The sequence below is a fragment of the Streptomyces flavovariabilis genome, from assembly GCF_000725785.1.
In the GTDB taxonomy this organism is placed as follows: Bacteria; Actinomycetota; Actinomycetes; order Streptomycetales; family Streptomycetaceae; genus Streptomyces; species Streptomyces hawaiiensis.
Genome location: NZ_JNXD01000020.1, coordinates 87,095 through 104,763, shown reverse-complemented (window position 1 = coordinate 104,763; position 17,669 = coordinate 87,095). Strand labels below are relative to the sequence as shown.

Below are 17,669 nucleotides of genomic sequence, written 5' to 3'. Positions count from 1 at the left end.
TCAATTCGGCTCCTTGGTCGTTGGGCCCAGGAGCCGGGCCTCGGCTTCAGGTCTGCCGGGCTCGCATGAGTGCGTCCAGCAGTGCCTCGCGGTGGTGGGTGGCGATCAGCAACGACTCGCCCTGTGCGGTCTCGACCACGATCTGGTCCATGCCCGTCGGCACGGACCATCCCCCACCCATGATCCGGGGCGGCTCGGCCGCACGGCTCCTCCGTCGCAACTCCGCGAGCTCCTCACGCGACCGCGAGGCCAGGGACGCTGCCCACTCCGTGTCCGACGGCTGATCACGAGCCTCCCGAAGTGAGTCGACTGTCAACGACTCCACCGGAATCGTCTCCCGTCCCACGGTCAGCTGCCCGCTTCGGACATGGACTCGATGATAGATGCGCTTTGAAATCGGAACGGCATTGAATACGAGCGCGATAAGCGTCGAGAAACCGAGAATGACGAACCAAACCGTGCTGTCCTCAGGAAGCAGGATGCCGGCCTGATAAGCGACCCAGCCGGCTATCACCATCGTGGTAACGATCGTCCAGCGCCTCGGCAGCTTCTCCTCATATACCACCGCCTGCCCGTACGGCCCTGTCGATGCACCCGCTCCATGACCGTCCGCGCCGCCCACGATGGTCCCCTTACGTTCCGCTTGCCTTCCGATCCGGTCAGGCTACCCACCGCCCACGACAGCGAGCCGACCGAAGCGGCGCACGCAAAGCCACTGCAAAGCCAAGGTAATCGCAAGGCCGGGAGCCAAGATACCCGGGGACCATCGGCACCATGCAGGGACTTCCGGGCATAGCGGATGTTGTCGGACCAGAGCAGGCGCAGTCCCTCTCGGCGCGATCAGCGGGTGCTCGTAATGAGAGGGCCTTATGGATTGTGGCGACCATGTGACGGTCGGGGAGATTTTCAACGCCTTCGGATGGCCGAGCACCGCCCCCGTATGCTTCCCCAGCGATGCTGTGGGCCAATGCGCGAGCGCGGCAGGCACCAGCAGCAAACGGGGAGGAAGAGAACGTGGGGCCCACGCCGGGCGATGACGCAGCCGAGTTGAAGAAGCGGGCATGTCGATGTGGTACTCGGAGACGCCGGCGAGAGGTGAGTCCGGGTTGTTGGTGACGGCGAGCGTGATCGCGCCGGCCTCGCGGGCGGCCCGGGTCGAGGCGACCAGGTCCGGGGAGCCGCCCGACTGGCTGACGGTGACGACGAGGACGTCGGTGAGGTCGTGCGGATGAAGCGGACAAGCGCGTAGCACGCGCAGGAGTGCACAGCTCGGCCTCCCCATCGAGCGACCTCACCGGCTGGGGTTAGGGTCGGAACCCATCCCCGAAGCGCCCCGGAGAGGCACCGTGTTCGGCAAGAACAGGCACGTCGACGAACCTCCCGTCCCTGTCGTCCCGTGGACGGACGCTTGGGAGTTCGCCATCACCGACGAGGAACGGCCTGCCGCGGAACAGCGCAAGCGTGCCGCGCCCGGCGTCCGTGCGTTCAGGGTCCCGCACAGTTCGGGAGGCCGACGTGTCAACGCCCCCTGTGCCTTCTTTCCTCCGCAGTCCTCGGCTGCGGAGGCTCGGCGCCTGTACGAGGACGCCGAGGGCGGCAGGCTGATCTGCTCGCTCGACGAGCCGCAGGACGTCGAGGGCCGGCGCCACCACATGGTGCGCGACGAGCGGGGAGAGGCCATCGGAACCATCCAGCGCATCGCTCCGCTGAAGCACGCCCTGAAGCCGACGTGGCGCATCGCCCAACCGGGGCACCCCGAGATCGTGAGCAGCGCGGAGTGGGCGCAGGGCGGCCCCAGGGAAATGGTCCAGCGCGGTGCCGGCAAGCTGCTGCTGGGCGTCGTCCAGGCCGTCGCCGACATGGGCGCGGAAGGCGGTGACCAACCGGCCAAGTCGCGGGTCCTCGAATGGAAAGCCGGTGACGAACTCGTCCTGACCTCCGAGGGCGACCTCAGGTTCCTGGTTCGGGCCGCGTGGCTGGATCGACGCCTGGTCTTCGCATACGCACTCCTGCGTACGGGGTGAGGGCGACCCCGGAACGTGCGATGCAGAGGCTGTGATCTCCCTCAAGAGTGCGTATGCACACGGTAAAGAGACGGTGATCCAACGGTCTCGCGGGAACCCTCGTCCGTAAAATGGGTCAGCGACTTCACAGCCTTGACCGGCTGGTTCCGGAACACGGCTCTGGGGATCTGAAACGTGGGCATGCGGAATGTGAATCCGGACGACCTTGACCAGCTCGCGAAGCTGCTCGACGGGCGCGGCGGGGTCCAGGACAAAGTGGATGAAGCATTCACCAGGGCGTCCAGGCTCGGCGTGACGAGCAAGCTGACCACGCTCAAGCCCTTGCGCGGCTGGGTCAAGGACACCGCACCGGACTTGCGTAAGCGGGCCGTCTTCGCCCGGCTGGAGAGCGGGGACCCGCAGGCCGGACTCATGTGGGCCGGGTTCAGCCCCAAGGAGATCGAGAAGTACAAGAGCCAGGGCCTCGGCCCCGACGCCCTCGTGCTGGCCAACTCCGTGGCGGCCAGCGACGATCCGAACGCCTACAAGTTCAAGCGACAGCCCGACGAGTCGCTGGCGGACTGGATCGAGCGGCTGGAGGCCCACGCCATCGCCCGGATCCCCGGGCTCCAGCCGCACGAAGAGACGATCGCCTCCATGATCGGCCTGTACGGCGACTGGGGTTCGGTGACCGCCGCCACGGCCGTCGTCACCCTCCAGGGCACCTCACTGACCAAGGTACTGCTGGGCAACTCCCTGAAGGCGGGCGCCCTTCGGACCTGGAAGACGCGGCTCGGCGTGGTCCTGCGCGGCTCCGAGAGCGGGCTCATACGGTCCGCAGGCAACGGCCTGGTCAAGTGGACTCCGAAACTGCGTTCACTGAGCGCGCCGGGCAGTTGGCTGCCCGGTCAGCTCGGCTCGCTCTTCGGCCGGAGCACCACCTATCAGAGCCTCTCCCGCATCCCCCTCACCAGCGGCATTCGCGGAGACCTGATCGGCCAGGGCTACAACTGGGCGCGCGCCACGCCTTTGATGAACACCCTCCGCGCCAACGGCGTCATCGACTTCCTGGTCGGCTCCGACCAGGCGGCCAAGATGTACGGCGGTTTCACGCACTCCGGCCAGGCTGTCGCCCGCGCCGGCAACGCGAGCCTGATCAAGGTGTTCACCAAGGCCGCGAACAGCCAGCGGTTCGCCAACTCCGTGGCGGAGGCCACCAACGCCGCGCGGGGCGCCGGGGCCCTCCGAACCGGCCTCGGCGCCGCCGCCAAGACCGCAGGGTTCCTGCGCGGCGCCGGCATCGTGGGCGGTGTCCTGTCGACCGGCTTCAGCGCCGCCAACGTCATTTCTCAGGGCAACCCCGTCGACGCCTTCAAGAAGAAGGGTGCGGCTTACGTCGCCGACGTCGCCGAGGTCGGTTTCAACGCCTCTCTCACGGCCGCCATGGTCGCCCCGAACCCGGTCACCATCGGCCTGGCGGTCGGGACGGGTCTGGTCTACGGCGGTGCGAAGGTCGTCCAGCACTGGGACGACATCAAGGAGGGCGCGGGCAAGGCGGCCGGCTGGGCCGGCGACAAGGCCAAGGACTTGGGGAAGAGCATCGCCGAATCCAAGGCGAATCCGATGAACTGGTTCTGACTCACGGCTCAGGGACTGAGGGTGATGACACCTCGGTCACGTACGGGACTCCAGGGGCTACTCGTCCGCGATCAGCAGTTCATCCTTGTCCGGCAGCAGATCCGTGATCTTCTTCCACACTTCGGCGGAGTCGGACTTCACCAGGACGAGTGCGCTGTCCGGGCCGACCTGGCCCGGCATGATCGGTTCTTCGGGCTGCTCGCGGATCCAGTAGCCGAGCGGCCCGCAGTCCCAGGCGGCCAGGGCGCGGACCATGGTGGAGCGCCGACCCTCGTGTTCGCCGTCCCAGGCGGTGGTGATGCGCCAGGTGGCGTTCAAGGAGACGACCAGGTCCAGGAGCCGGCCCAGGGCCGGATCCGTGAGGCTGGTGTCCGCCTCGACGAGTGCCTTGCGAACAAGGTCGCGGGTCGTGTCGTCATCGGCGCCGGGCTCTTCCAGGGCGACGAACGCGGCGTCCAGAGCACCCATGGTCGTCTCGACACGGACCTCGGGAGCGCCTTCCTCCGGCTTCTCCGTCCGGTGCAGGTTGACCTTGCGGGCCAGTTCCCACACGAGGGTGTTCGGCTCGATGGAGACGTACTCGGACTCCTCCTCCCCCGGCCAGCCGTCGTGTGAGATCACGGCCTCCTGGCCCACGATCACACCGTGGTTGACCACGCCGTGCTCGCCTGTGATCTCCACCTGGACCATGACCATCGGGTCGGCCAGGACGCCGAGCGGCCGGCGGAGAACGGGAGCCAGTTCTCCCTCCTCACCGACCAGGCCGATGCGCTGGAGCTCGACCAGCGACTCCCACAGCTCCTCGGGGGGCGTCTCGCCGTCCAAGAGGTGCGCGAACACGGCGATGTGACGATCGGCCAGCCGGAAGCGGGCCCGGGAGCTGTCGTACGAGGGCACTGGTGCGAATTCCTCTCGCCGCAACAGGGGCAGCCCCTGCTACTTCTTCTCGTCCTTCAGGTCCTTGGCGTCCTGCGCGCACTGGTGCGCTTCGTCGCGCAGCGCCTTGGCGACCGTGCCGCACGTCGTGTGCCACGTCTTGAGCCGCCCGCGCACGTCCTCCGCGTTCGGACCCGACCAGGTCTTCATACCAATGGTGCTGTGCTTCTTGGCCGCATCGACAAGTGAGTCGATGTGGTCGGCCAGCGACCTCAGCTGGCCGGCCCGCTGGTTGAGTTCCTGAATGTCTGGATTTGCCATAGCAGCCTCCCCCGCTGTCCCAGGAGCCCCAGCATACTGGCGCCGCGTGTAGACCTTCATAAGCCTTCTGACCCGCGCCAACACCACTCGTTCACATGAAACCCCCATCTCCGAAGGTGCTGGATTGCAACTACGTCTGGTGCGGTAGCGTCCCTTGTTGCAAACGGATAGTCCGTTTACGTGTGTGACACGGGGAGGATCGCCATGGATCGCGGTGCAGATCTCACTCAGCTTCGGGAGCTGTCCAAGCTCTTCGGCAAGAAGGCCACCGACCTCCAGGGCCTCATCAAGGCTCTGGAGTCCGCCACCAGCCACAGCTCGGGGTACTGGAAGGGGCCCAAGGCCGACCGCTTCCGGAACGACTGGCACGACATCAAGCCGACGTTCGACAAGTGGGTCGACACGCTGAACGAGGCGAGCAAGTCGGCCAACACCAGCGCCGACAACATCGAGCGCGCGACCTGAACGGACGCGGAACGCACGATCGCTGCGGCCTGCCGGGGTATTCCTTCGAGGTTGTCGAACCTCGAACGGGGTGCCCCGGCTGCGCGACCCGGCGGACCTTGCATGACTAAGAAGAGAAGAAGACGCCCTGCGGAGCAGTATCAACTCCCGCCTCACGTCGAAAGAGACCGCCAGGGCGTCGCCAAGGCAAAGGCATAGACCCCCCCCCCGCTGCCGCAACGCCGCGTGATTCTGGCGGGGTTCGGCCTCTTTCTGTTGTGCGTAGGGATGGCCCTGTTCTTCTTGCTCCCCTCGCGCTCCTTGGTTCAGGACCTGCGGTCCCGCGGGGTGAGTGCCGCTGCCACGGTTTCGGAATACGCCGGCATGCTTCCCGAAACGGAAACGGGCGCTTCCGTGATCGTCACATACGACCCTGAGGCCCCCTCCCGGGTCCTCACTCAGGGCTGGGTAGCGGACCCGCCATCGAACCTGCCGGCCTACGGCACTTCGGCTCTGGCGGTCATCTGCCTCGGCCTCACCACGGCAGTGGTCTGGCGCCGTCTCCGGATTCTTCGCACGTTCGGCCCGGAAGAGTCCCCATCCTCATCGGCGGGTGGCAAGGAGCCGAGTGACGAGAGCCTTCGCCACACGAAGTCATAGCTCGCAGGAACAGGAAAGCAGCGCCGAGGGGCTCCCGCTCAGTGAGCGGGAGCCCCTCGCGGTTCAGCCGTGCGTCACGGCCTGCACCGGTACGAACGCCCCGCCGGCCACGAACAATCCGCTGCCCGCCGCCCCGCCCCCGCTGTTCGCGGGCAGCCGGATGCCGAACAGTTCTCCGTCCGAGGAGCTCTGCGGTGTCAGCAGCATGCCGTTGCGGGACTTGCGGGCCTCGACCGCGAAGCCCCGGTACTGGCCGGACAGGGAGTCCGTCGTGCCGGCGGCGAGCAGGCCCACACCGCCATCGGCTCCCTTGCGGATGACCCCTTCCAGGGGCTCGTCCAGCGATGTGTCGTAGAGGAGTTCGGCGTCGTCGACCACGACCACGTACGGCCGCCCGCCGAGCTGGTCCTGAAGCTCCTCCAGGTCGTCACCGGAGCTTTCCGCGTTGAGGACTCCGAGGACCCCTTCCCGGCCTTCCAGCTCCCGCAGCGGAGAGCGGCGAGGTGTCACGACGACCAGAGGAGTGCCTGCGCGCAGAAGGGACTCGGCGGCGCAGAGCAGTGCCGTGGAGCGGCCGGACTTCGGCGGGCCCGCGATGACGAAGCCAGGTCCGTTCTCCTCCAGGTCGATGCCGATGGGGTGGAGTTCGTCGCCGCCCACGGCGAGCAGCGCCCACAGGGGCGACGGCGGGGCGAAGTCGGGGTCCAGGGCCATCGCCTCCGACGCCGTGATGCGCGTCGGCAGAGCATCGACTCGCAGGGGGCGGCGGCCGGCCGGGACCCGGCCGTAGCGGGTTCGCGCCTCCTCGGCGATCTCACGGAGCGCCCGGACCTGGGCCTGGCCGGCGGGGTCCTGCGCCAGCAGACCGATCTGCGTCTCGTCCACACCGGTGTCCGCGATGCGCAGGGCGCGCCCGGGCGGCATGTTCTTCGGGACCTCGCGGGCCTGCAGACCGGCCGTGGAGTAGTCGTTCGGGTCGGCGAAGCGCATGACGAGGCGGTCGGCGAAGGCCGAGGAGACGTGACCGCTCAGACCACTGCGGTCGGCCGTCATGACGACCTTCAGACCGGCTGCGGCACCTTCGCGGAAGAGGCGCTGGGCCGCTTCCAGCAACTGACCGTAGTTGTAGTTCTCGAAGGTCGACGCGAAGCCTTCCCAGCTGTCGAGGAGCAGGACCATCCAGGGCAGGCGCTCCTCCGGGGACGCTCCCGCGCGCTGTTCCGCAGCACTGGAGGCACCCTCCATCGCCAGCAGCTGCTGACGGCGGGCGACCTCCACCTGGAGGCGCTGGATCAGCCGGCGCACCCGGTCCGGCTCGTCGCGGGTCACGATGGCGCCCACGTGCGGCAGACGCACCAGCGGCAGCAGGGCGTTGGAGCCGCAGTCGATGCCGTAGACGTGCACGTCCAGCGGGGAGGTGTTGCGGGCCAGGGACCCGGCCAGGGTTCGCAGCGCCGTCGAACGGCCGGAACGGGCACCGCCGAGCAGCAGTGTGTGCTCGCCGTGCACGAGGTCCAGGGACACCGGCTCACGGCTCTGCTTCGCCGGCAGGTCGACCAGGCCGTACGGGATCGGGGCCACGTCGTCGCCCGGGGCGCCGGCGGGTGTGCCGCCGTACCTGGACAGTTCGTCCAGCGTGACGGACTCCGCCAGGGGCGGCAGCCACGGGCTGCGCTGTTCGCCGAAGCAAATCCGCTGCGCGCCGTCGCGTACCGCGTCGACGAGGACGGCCAGGTCGGTGACCATCGTGCCGTCGTCCTCGGCCTCCTCCCGCTTGGGCAGCGGGCGGGCGTAGGCGTTCCAGGGCAGGGGAACGAGCGTGGCCTTCGGGCCCGTCTGGCCGGTGGCAGGGCGACGGCCACCGATACGCGCCGACTGCACGCCCACCAGGGACTGGGCGCCGGAGCGGACGTACATGCGGCCCGGAGTCGACTTCGAGATCGCGCCGGAGTCCGGTGCGTCGATCACGTCCATCGACTCGGCGGCGTCGGTCACCCGCAGGGCGATGCGGAGGTTGGTGTTGGCGCGGATGTCGGCGCTGACCACACCTGCGGGACGCTGCGTGGCGAGGATCAGGTGCACACCGAGGGAGCGCCCTCGGCGTGCGATGTCGACAAGTCCCGCGATGAAGTCGGGCAGTTCCGCCACCAGGGAAGCGAACTCGTCGATGACCAGGACCAGCCGCGGCATCGGTTCGAGTTCAGGACGAAGCTTGCGGGTGTCGTTGTAGTCCTCGATGTCCTTGGCGGCGGCGTCGAAGAGGATCCGCTCCCGCCGGTGCAGCTCTGCCGCGAGTGAGGCGAGGGCACGCTCGGTCAGGTGGGCGTCGAGGTCGCTGACCATGCCGACGGTGTGGGGCAGGCGGGCGCAGTCCATGAACGCGCTGCCGCCCTTGTAGTCGATGAGGACGTAGTTCAGGGCGTCGGGGCGGTTCGCCACCGCCAGCGAGGCGATGATCGTCTGCAGGAGCTCGGACTTACCGGCACCCGTCGTACCGGCGACCAGCGCGTGCGGCCCGTCACGGCGGATGTCCAGGACGAAAGCGCCGTCGGCGGCGAGACCGATCGGTGCGGATGTCGTCGAACCGCCCGCCTGCCAGATGCGTTCCACGTCGGCACCCGCCGGGTTGGGCATGTTCAGCAGGTTCAACAGCCGGGCGGAGGTGGGCAGGGCGGAATCGGCGTCGTCGCGGCTGACGTCGCGGACGGGGGCGAGGGAGCGGGCCAGGAGCTCGCACCATTCGTAGGGGACCTGGTCGGCCAGGACGTCTCCGACGGCCTCCAGGCCGTAGCCACGCACCCGGACGTGGTGGGCCGCGTCCGGCGACCAGGCCACGACGGCCTTGCACTCCTCGGGGAGGAGCCGCTCGTCCTCGTCGATGCAGAGGGCGAAGATGCCGTACTGCGGGCCCTCGGTCAGGAGTTGCGGGACGCCGGGTACGCGGCGCAGCAGCCGCGCCCCGTCGAGTATCACGAGCACGTTGGCGTCCGGATACAGCTGGCCCGTCATGTTGTGCTGCTCGCGGGCCGCCTTGCGTCGAGCCAGCTCGTTGAGGAGTTCGTTGACCCTGCGGCTGATGCCCTCCGAGTCGAACCCGACCAGGGCGACGCAGTCCTGGCCCTCGTCGGGGTTGGTGTGCGGCAGCCAGTGCGCCCAGTGCCACTCGGCGCCGGCGGCGGGCGACGCGGCGAGGGACACCAGTGACAGGTCCCGGGGGCTGTGCAACACGGCGGCCTGCACGCTCAGCCAGCGCGCGGTGGCGAGGGCCCGGGCACGATCACCCGCGATGCCGACCACGCCGAGCCGGGCCAGGGGCAGGGTGACGGGGACGTCCGGAAGGGTCGGAGGCTCCGGGGGCTCCTCGTCGTGTGCCGTGCCCCCGCGAGCGAAGACGAGTTCCACGTCGGACGGCAGGGCGCCGACGCCGATGCGCAGCTGCATGGCGTCCGGGTCGGTGAGTCGGCGCTCCCACAGGCGGCGGCGGGGGCCGGTCGCGAAGAGGAGGATCTCGGCCGGGTCGGGGTTGTCCTCGCGGCGGGCGCGCTGTTCTTCCTTGCTGAGGGTGACGAGTTCGGCCTCGTGCGCCGCGAGGTCCTTCTTGTACTGCTTGAGGGACGTCCTGTGCTTCTTCTTGCCCTCGCGGTTCTCACTGATCCACTGGCCCAGCATCATGAGCGGGCTCATCAGGCAGAACAGCAGCATGTAGATCTGCTTGGTGATGAAGTACATGGACAGCCCGAACAGCATGGGCATGAACGCCATGATGAACTGGAAACGCGCCCGTTCCCCCTTGGAGGGGGGCACCGGCACGGCCAGCCGGCGCCGGGGCCGCAGCGGCGACAGCCGAGGGGGACGGTTGTAGGCGAGGCCGCCCTCGCTCATCGCGGACAGGTGCGCGTCCGGCTCGGCGACCTTGTCGAGCACCAGCAGCGAGTCACCGACCCGTACGACACCGCCGAGCGGCCAGGGAGTCCCGGCCGTCACCGCGTCGTCGTTCAGCCGGACGCCGGCCCCGGCTTCCGGGGTGAGGGTGACGTTGCTCTGGAGGTCGATCGTCAGCCGGAGGGCGACCGGCGGCAGTGAGGCGTCCGGCAAGGGGAGCGAACAGGTCGGCGCCGATCCGGCGGTCGCCGCGCCGACGCCCAGCCGGACCACCCGCCCGGACCCCGGACCGCCGGACACCCGCAGTTCGTACTGTCCGACGGGCTCGCCCTTGCGCAGCAGCGGCCCTATCGAACGGTCGACGGAGACCCGCATGCCGTCCCGCAGGACTCCGGCCGCCGGTGACGCCGGATCGCACAGCTCACCGTCGGCCCACAGCGCCGGTGTTCCGGTGGCCGCCGCCCCGTAGCCGGGCAGCGAAGCCAGTGAGGTGCCGGGCATGGCCACGACGTTCCCCGCCCCGCCCCCAAGTGCGGCGGCGCTGAGCCCGGTGGTCTGCGCCAGCACTTCCGCGACATCGGCCGTCGTGGCGGTGTCGTCGGTGGTGACGACGACGTCCTCCGGCTCACCGCCTTCGCGTACGACCGTGACCAGCATCCGCATGTTGGTCAACCTCCCCGTCGGCCCCTGTGGCCACGTTCATTAACTTCAGCTAACGGAGACTATGGCAGTCCCCGGTACGGCGCCCCGGCGCCCCGGTGTCACACCGCGGGCAGCGCGTAGATCTCCGGCCCGTTCGTCACCAACAGCCGGTTTCCTGCCGGTGCGATCTGCCAGGGGGCTCCGGAGTCCTTGTCGTCCGTCCAGGTCCAGCGCACTGTGCCCGTCTTGGCCTCGAGGGCGACGACACCCCCCGACAGGGGCCCGGCGGCGCAGTACAGCGTCGCGCCGACCCGCACGAACGACTCCGCCGCGCCGCGGTCCTGGTCCTCGCAGAGCCAGATCCGCTGGTGCGTCTTGACGTCGACGGCCCAGATACCGCGGTCGTAGTCGCTGACGTAAAGCACGCCGTCGATGACGGCCGGGTTGTTGAAGCCGCGTCGGCCCTTGGGGGAGAGAGTCCAGCGGGTCCTACCGGTCTCCGCGTCGACCGCCGTCAGCTTCTCGCCGGGCAGGAAGACGAGGCCGTTCGCGACCGTGGGCTGCCAGGCCCAGTCGTCGCCGATCTTCTGCGTCCACAACTGGTCACCCGTCGCGGTGTCGCGCACGGTGAGGTTCTGGTTGGAGTCGGCGTAGACGAGGTACTTGCCGGAGACCGTGCCCTGGGCGTCGTAGTCCTTCGTGCCCCAGTCGCGGTGCTGCAGCCACACCTTCTTCCCGGTGCTGTGGCTGATGGCGGCGATGGCGGTGCGGTACTTGGTGGCGCTGGTGGACTGGGCGTAGTCGGTCGCCGTGACGTAGACGTTCTTGGCGTCGATGGCGATGGTGCCCTCGATGCCGATCTTCTTGCCGAGGCGGCTGCGCCACACCTCCTCGCCGGTCTTCCCGTCCCGCGCGACGAGGACTCCCTCGATGCCGCCGTCGGTCAGGAACACCTTGCCGTCGTGGAACAGAAGCCGGGAGCCGGGGGCGCAGACGTCGGGCTTCGACCAGCGGGCGTCGCTGGTCTTCACGTCGTACGCCACCAGGGGGTCGCCGCTGATCAGGAGCAGGCCGTCATGGATGAGGAGCGGTACGCCGGTGCTGGTGCTGTCCTCGGCCGCCGTCTCGTGCCACAGGGGCTGGGGGGCGACTCCGGCCGGCGGGGTGGTGAAGGTCTCCTCGACGGGCTGTGCGGAACCGCCGGCGCCGGTCGTGCCGTTCGCCGCGCCGGAGGTGTCACCGTCCTGCCCGAGCCACCAAGCGGCGCCCCCGCCCGCGGCCGCGACGGCGGCGGCACCGCCGAGGGCGAGACCGAGGACGCGGCGGCGGGAGGAGGGAGCGGTGGAGGCGGTGGTCACAGTGGAGGCCGGTCCCCCTGCGCCAGGCTGTTCGTGAGCGCCATGACCTGGCGGAGGCGTCCCGTATCCCGGGGTGGGCGCGCCGCCCGGCGGTGTGGCGTAGCCGGGCGCCGGGGGCGCGTAGGCAGCCGCAGAGGGGCCGCCGTACCCCGGGGCCTGCGGATACCCGTAGCCCGGCGTGGGGGTGCCCGTTGGCCGCGGTGTCCCGTCCGTCATCGCCGGTGCGGGCCCGAAGGACGCGGCGGCCGGTGGCTGGGGCTGCTGCGGTGCCTCCAGGTCCAGGATTCCGGCCGCGTGTGTGGCGATCGTCGATGCCACCGCCGACGGCAGCCAGTCGCTGAGGACGCCCTCGACGCCCTGCGGTGCGAGCGCCGTCACGATCTCGGACGGCACCGGCCGGTGCGCCGGGTCCTTCGCGAGACACGCGCGGACGAGGCCCAGGAGTTGCTGCGGTACGCCGTCAAGGTCGGGCTCACCGTGCACGACCTGGTAGAGCAGCGAGGCGTGCGAGACGGCGCCGTGGCCGAAGGTGCCCCGGCCGGTCGCCGCGAACGCGAGCACGGCTCCGAGCGAGAAGACGTCGCTCGTCGTGCCGACATCCTTGCCGAGCGCCTGCTCCGGTGACATGTAGCCGGGCGAGCCGACCACGACTCCGGTCTGCGTCATACGGCTTCCGTCGACCGCCCGCGCGATCCCGAAGTCGATGACGCGCGGACCGTCCGCCGCCAGCAGGACGTTCGAAGGCTTCAGGTCGCGGTGGATCAACTCCGCCGCGTGTACCTCCTGGAGGGCGGCGGCGAGGCCTGCGGCCAGTGCTCGGACGGTACGTTCCGGCAGCGCGCCATGCGCGGCGACCACGTCCGTGAGGTCCGGGCCGAGCACGAACGAGGTCGCCAGCCACGGCAGCGGCGCGTCCGGGTCGGCGTCCACGACGGGGGCGGTGAAGCGTCCGGAGACTGCCCTGGCTATCTCGACTTCGTGCCGGAAGCGGTCACGGAAGTCGCCGTCCGCGGCCAGGTCCGGACGTACGACCTTCACAGCCACGGTGCGGCCACCGGGCGAACGGGCCAGGTAGACGCGGCCCATGCCGCCGGCGCCGAGTCGTCGCAGGAGACGGTAGGTGCCCAACTCCTGCGGATCGTCGGGCTGCAGTGTCTCCATGGTGGGCCCTTCCGGCATCAACGCTTGTGCTGCGTCGGTCGTTTCCGATGACGTTCGCTGTCGCAGACACAGTAGTAAGGGCCTGAACAGGCGGAGAGTGAGGGGCCATGGGCGGTGGTTCGGCGCAGCCGCTCGGGCTCGGCCGCAGGGCGGCCCCTACTCCGCCTTCGACATCCGGGCCTGCGGCCGGCCCGACTCCTCGCTCTCCGACCGGTACTGGAGGTCGTCGCCCACCGGCTTGAGGTGGACGGTCGTCTTCGCCGGGTTGCAGCCGCTGTGGTTGGTCTTCGCGCCGACCGACGTGGCGACGAGCTCCTTCTTCGTCACCTGCTTCAGCGTGAGGACGTCGACGCAGACGCCGCCGATCTGGTCGGTCTGGCGGAGCTTGCCCAACTCCTCGCCGACAGCGGCCTGTTGGACGGTGATGCGGAACGTGCCGAGGGGCAGTCTGCCGTCGAGGGCGACACCCTGGCCCTCCCAGGTGCCGAGGTACGCGGCGGGCACCGTACCGGACGGAGCGGAGCTCGCGGTCGCCGCCGGAGGTGAGTCGGACCCGCTGCCCGAGTCCGCGTCGTCCTGGCCGCCGCCCCGGCCCGGCAGCAGGTCGAACACGAACACCGATCCGATCGTCACGGCCGCCATCGCCCCCGCGACCGCCAGCACCACGGAGCAGCTCAGCCTCCGCACCCGCCCGCCGCCCTCCGGCGTGGACGCCGCCGCCACGGAGACGGAGACCCTGCCGGGGCGGCGCCCGGACCCCGGGGCGGTGTCCTGCGGGCGGTCGCCGTCCCGGGGTCCGGGTGCGACTGCGAAGAGGTGCGCGGACCCTCCGGCCGGCGCGGACCCTCCGGTCGGCGCGGAACCATCGGCCTGCCCGGTCCCTCCGGCCTGCACGGACGCCCCGGCCCCCGCGGACGCCCCCGTCTGCGCGGACGCCCCGGCCTGCGCGGACCCCCCGCTCTGCGCGGGCAGAACCGGCGGCGGCACGACCGGCGGCGGCATGTCCCCCGACGGCATCACCGGAGGCGGTCCGAACACCCCCATCGCCGCGCCGGTGCCCGCACCCCCGGCCGCTTCCGGCACCCCCACCGAAGGGCTGCTGAACCCGACCGGCCCGGACGGCCCCCCGGCTCCCGGCCCCGGCCCGGTCGCCTCCAGATTCAGCAGCCGCACGGCACTGCGGCTCACCTGCTCCACCAGTGCTCCCGGCAGCCACCCGCCCGCGACCAGCCGGGCCGCGCCCTCGGGGGCCAGCCGGCGGGCCACCTCCGTGGGGGTGGGCCGCGCGTCCGGGTCCTTCGCGAGGCAGGCCGCCGTCAGGCCCCGCAACTCCCCGTCCAGCAGGCCGAGTTCCGGCTCCTCGTGGACGACCTTGTAGAGCAGGGCGGCGGAGGAGTCCCCGGGGAAGGGCTGTTGGCCGGTCGCCGCGTACGTGAGGACCGCGCCCAGTGAGAAGACGTCGGCCGCACCCGAGACGGCCTTGCCCAGGATCTGCTCGGGCGACATGTAGCCGGGCGAGCCGATGGACACGCCGGTGGAGGTGAGGGACGCCGTGCCGTCCGTGGCCCGGGCGATCCCGAAGTCGATCAGCAGGGGGCCGTCGAGGGTCAGCAGGACGTTCGACGGCTTCACGTCCCGGTGCACCAGGCCCAGCTCGTGCACCGCCGCCAGCGCCTCGGCGAGTCCCGCGCCCAGGGCTCGTACGGTGTGGGCCGGCAGGGGCCCGCCGTCGGCGACCGCGGCCGACAGCGACGGACCTGCGGCGTACGCGGTCGCCACCCACGGCACCCGCGCCCCGGGGTCCGCGTCCAGGACGGGCGCCGTCCAGGCGCCGCCCACCCGGCGCGCGGCCTCGACCTCGCGCCGGAAACGCGCCCGGAACTCCTCGTCCAGAGCGAAGTGCGGATGCACGATCTTCACGGCGACCGTACGGCCACCGGCGCTGCGGCCCAGGTAGACCCGGCCCATGCCGCCGGAACCCAGCCGGCCGAGCAGCCGGTAGGGCCCCACCACGGTGGGTTCGTCGACGTCGAGCGGCCGCATGGGCGTCACCCCTCCCCCGTAGGCAAGCGGGGACGGCTCCGGTCCCGGTACGCCTGCACTCCCAGCAGAGTAGTGCGGGAGCACCGCCCGGCTCACGGCTGGAGCAGGTCCACCTTCACGTCCGCCGGGAAGCCGGTCGTCGGGCCGACCCGCCGGGCGAACTCGGCGACCGCCGCCAGCTGCGGACTGCCGAAGCGGAAGTCGAGGGTCGTGAAGTAGCGGGCGAGGGTCTCCTCGTCGAAGGCCTCCCAGCGGGCGGCCTGCTCGGCGACCTTGCCGACCTCCTCCAGGGAGAGGTTGCGGGAGTCGAGGAAGGCCTCGTGCACCCGGCGGGTGATGACCGGCTCGCGCTCCAGGTAGTCGCGGCGGGCCGCCCAGACCGCGAAGACGAACGGCAGGCCCGTCCACTCCTTCCACAGCGCGCCCAGGTCGTGCACGTCCAGGCCGAAGCGCGGTCCGTCGAGCATGTACGCGCGCAGCGCCGCGTCACCGATGAGGACGGCGGCGTCGGCCTCCCGCATCATCAGGCTCAGGTCGGGCGGGCAGGTGTAGTAGTCCGGCTGGACGCCGTAGCGCTCGGCGAGGAGCAGCTGGGCGAGGCGGACGGAGGTGCGGGAGGTCGACCCGAGGGCGACGCGGGCGCCGTCGAGCCGGTCCAGCGGGACCTGCGAGACGATCACGCAGGACATCACCGGGCCGTCGCAGCCGACGGCGATGTCGGGGAAGGCGACCAGGTCGTCGGCGTGCCGGAGGAACTCGACGAGGGTGATCGGACCGATGTCGAGCTCGCCCTGCACCAGCTTCTCGCTGAGCTTCTCCGGGGTGTCCTTGGAGAGCTCGAAGTCGAGGAGCGTGCCCGTTCTCGCGAGCCCCCAGTACAGGGGCAGGCAGTTCAGGAACTGGATGTGGCCGACACGCGGCCGGGTGCGAGGATTGTCCACATCGTGAGGCTAGCCCTCATGGCGTACGGACCGGCGCGCGGCCCCGCCGCCGGGGCGTGGCCGGCCGTGGGCGCCCCCCCCCCACGGCCAGTCGGCGGGGGGATGTTCAAACATTCGGGTGACGTGATCTTGACCCCTATTGCATTCCGGAGCCTGCGTGCTAGGCTCATCGCAAGTTGCAGTTTGGTTTCCCTTGCAGTACAGAGCCTGCGGAGCATGTGACCGCGGGCTCTCGTCATTCTCAGACATATGCACTTGTGCGGAATTCATCTTCACACTTGCTGGTTCTGGAGCAGGGCAACCCTTTTGGGCCCAAGGAGGGCTTATGGCTACCGGAACCGTGAAGTGGTTCAACGCCGAAAAGGGCTTTGGTTTCATCGCCCAAGAGGGCGGCGGCCCCGACGTCTTCGTCCACTACTCCGCGATCAATGCGAGTGGCTTCCGCTCGCTCGAGGAGAACCAGCAGGTGTCTTTCGACGTCACGCAGGGTCCGAAGGGCCCGCAGGCTGAGAACGTCACGCCGGTCTGATTTGTAGTACCCAAGGAGCCCCGCGCCGCAAGGCGACGGGGCTCCTGCCCTTTCCGGGCCCCTCTGCCCGATGAATTCCCGGCGAATTCCGGCCATGGGACGATGAGCGCATGCGGAAAGATCCGGAGAACAGTGGGGAGGCCGGTGGCGCTCCCGCCGACCCGTCCCTGACAACAGGCCTGTCGGTCGGCCTGTCCCTCGGCACGGCCATAGGACTCGTGCTCGGTATGACCGTCTTCGACAACCTCGCCCTGGGCCTGGCGCTGGGTCTCGGCTTCGGCACGGCGATCGGAGCGGGCGCGGGCATCGGCGCGGCCCGGGCACGGGGGAATCAGGGGGACGGGGAGCAGGGCGAAAACTAGGCGGCAAACACGGGCGCGAGGCGGATCGGAGTGCCGGGGTTCGAAGGTGGCTGACGGGCACCCGGACGGAACGAGCGTCGCGCTAGGGTCTCCGGCCATGACCGACGCCGCTGACTTCGTGACCGAGACCCGCGTGTTCTACGACACCGTGGCCGAGGAGTACGCCGCCCGCTTCAGTGATCTGCGCCCGGGGACGCCCCTGGACCGGGGCGTGCTGCACGGTTTCGCGGAGCTCGTGGGTGAGGGGGGTGAGGTCGCCGACCTGGGGTGCGGGCCCGGGCGGGTGACGGCGTACCTGGCGTCCCGGGGGCTGTCGGTGTTCGGGCTGGACCTGTCGGAGTCGATGCTCGCGATCGCCCGCCGTGAGAACCCGGGCCTGCGGTTCGTGCGGGGCTCGATGCTGGAGCTGGACCTGCCGGACGGCTCGCTCGACGGCGTCGTGTCCTGGTACTCGATCATCCACACCCCGGAGGAGCACCTGCCCGCCCTCTTCGCCGGTTTCCACCGCGTCCTGCGCCCCGGCGGCCATCTGCTCCTCGGCTTCCAGTCCGGTGACGAGCCCCGCCGTTACGAGGAGGCCTTCGGCCACCCGGTGTCCCTGACCTTCCGCCGACGGCGGCCGGAGCGCGTCGCGGCCCTGCTGGAAGCCGCCGGTTTCACCCTTCGCGCCCGGACGGTGCGCGAGCCGGACGAGGCCGGCGGCGAGCCGGTCGCCCAGGCGTCCCTCGTGGCCCGCAAGCCGACCGGGGCAGCAGCCTAGGGGCCCCGGCGGCACCCCCTGGGCATCGCACCAGCCGCCCAGGGGTCCA

13 protein-coding genes and 1 pseudogene are annotated in these 17,669 nt (G+C 70.3%); 6 read left to right on the top strand and 8 right to left on the bottom strand.

All coding sequences use genetic code 11. The annotated features are described in order from the left end of the window. Positions 1–46: 46 nt before the first annotated feature. A complete protein-coding gene (locus IO24_RS0130015; protein WP_031141050.1) occupies positions 47–622 on the bottom strand; it encodes a hypothetical protein in 576 nt (191 codons plus the stop codon). A 432-nt stretch (positions 623–1,054) separates the two neighbouring features. After that, positions 1,055–1,222 (bottom strand): annotated as a pseudogene (locus IO24_RS43535) (SIS domain-containing protein); the annotation flags it as partial. 124 nt (positions 1,223–1,346) lie between these two features. Here IO24_RS43535 and IO24_RS42200 point away from each other — a divergent pair. Then, the gene (locus tag IO24_RS42200) at positions 1,347–2,024 is read left to right on the top strand and encodes a hypothetical protein (protein ID WP_051905981.1); all 678 of its coding nucleotides are present in this window, start codon (positions 1,347–1,349) and stop codon (positions 2,022–2,024) included. A 180-nt stretch (positions 2,025–2,204) separates the two neighbouring features. Further along, entirely contained in the window at positions 2,205–3,641 is a 1,437-nt protein-coding gene (locus IO24_RS0130000) for a hypothetical protein (RefSeq protein WP_031141046.1), read from the top strand. A 57-nt stretch (positions 3,642–3,698) separates the two neighbouring features. Here IO24_RS0130000 and IO24_RS0129995 read toward each other — a convergent pair whose 3' ends face one another. After that, a complete protein-coding gene (locus tag IO24_RS0129995; protein WP_031141044.1) occupies positions 3,699–4,538 on the bottom strand; it encodes a hypothetical protein in 840 nt (279 codons plus the stop codon). Between the two features lie 39 nt (positions 4,539–4,577). Beyond that, complete coding sequence (locus IO24_RS0129990) at positions 4,578–4,838, bottom strand: hypothetical protein (RefSeq protein ID WP_031141042.1); 261 nt, start codon at positions 4,836–4,838, stop codon at positions 4,578–4,580. Between the two features lie 204 nt (positions 4,839–5,042). Between IO24_RS0129990 and IO24_RS0129985 the strand changes: the two genes are divergently transcribed. Beyond that, positions 5,043–5,303, top strand: a complete 261-nt coding sequence (locus tag IO24_RS0129985; protein WP_031141039.1) for a WXG100 family type VII secretion target — start codon at positions 5,043–5,045, stop codon at positions 5,301–5,303. Positions 5,304–6,005: 702 nt separating this feature from the next. Here IO24_RS0129985 and IO24_RS0129975 read toward each other — a convergent pair. From IO24_RS0129975 to IO24_RS0129960, 4 genes are all read right to left on the bottom strand, one after another. Beyond that, a complete protein-coding gene (locus tag IO24_RS0129975; protein ID WP_031141035.1) occupies positions 6,006–10,487 on the bottom strand; it encodes an FtsK/SpoIIIE domain-containing protein in 4,482 nt (1,493 codons plus the stop codon). A 98-nt stretch (positions 10,488–10,585) separates the two neighbouring features. Beyond that, on the bottom strand, positions 10,586–12,985 hold the full coding sequence (locus IO24_RS0129970; RefSeq protein ID WP_031141034.1) for a serine/threonine-protein kinase: 2,400 nt from the start codon (positions 12,983–12,985) through the stop codon (positions 10,586–10,588). Between the two features lie 156 nt (positions 12,986–13,141). Next, entirely contained in the window at positions 13,142–15,028 is a 1,887-nt protein-coding gene (locus tag IO24_RS0129965; RefSeq protein ID WP_031141032.1) for a serine/threonine-protein kinase, read from the bottom strand. A 92-nt stretch (positions 15,029–15,120) separates the two neighbouring features. Next, positions 15,121–15,969, bottom strand: coding sequence for a menaquinone biosynthetic enzyme MqnA/MqnD family protein (locus IO24_RS0129960; RefSeq protein ID WP_031141030.1), 849 nt, complete (start codon positions 15,967–15,969; stop codon positions 15,121–15,123). 325 nt (positions 15,970–16,294) lie between these two features. Between IO24_RS0129960 and IO24_RS0129955 the strand changes: the two genes are divergently transcribed. The 3 genes from IO24_RS0129955 (at position 16,295) to IO24_RS0129945 (ending at position 17,620) form a co-directional block, all read left to right on the top strand. Continuing rightward, entirely contained in the window at positions 16,295–16,498 is a 204-nt protein-coding gene (locus IO24_RS0129955) for a cold-shock protein (protein ID WP_003992177.1), read from the top strand. Positions 16,499–16,608: 110 nt separating this feature from the next. After that, positions 16,609–16,860: a hypothetical protein gene (locus tag IO24_RS0129950; protein ID WP_031141028.1), complete on the top strand. Its 252-nt coding sequence runs from the start codon at positions 16,609–16,611 to the stop codon at positions 16,858–16,860. Between the two features lie 97 nt (positions 16,861–16,957). Then, positions 16,958–17,620 (top strand): class I SAM-dependent methyltransferase, encoded by a 663-nt coding sequence (locus IO24_RS0129945; RefSeq protein ID WP_031141026.1) that lies wholly within the window; start codon positions 16,958–16,960, stop codon positions 17,618–17,620. Positions 17,621–17,669 lie beyond the last annotated feature (49 nt).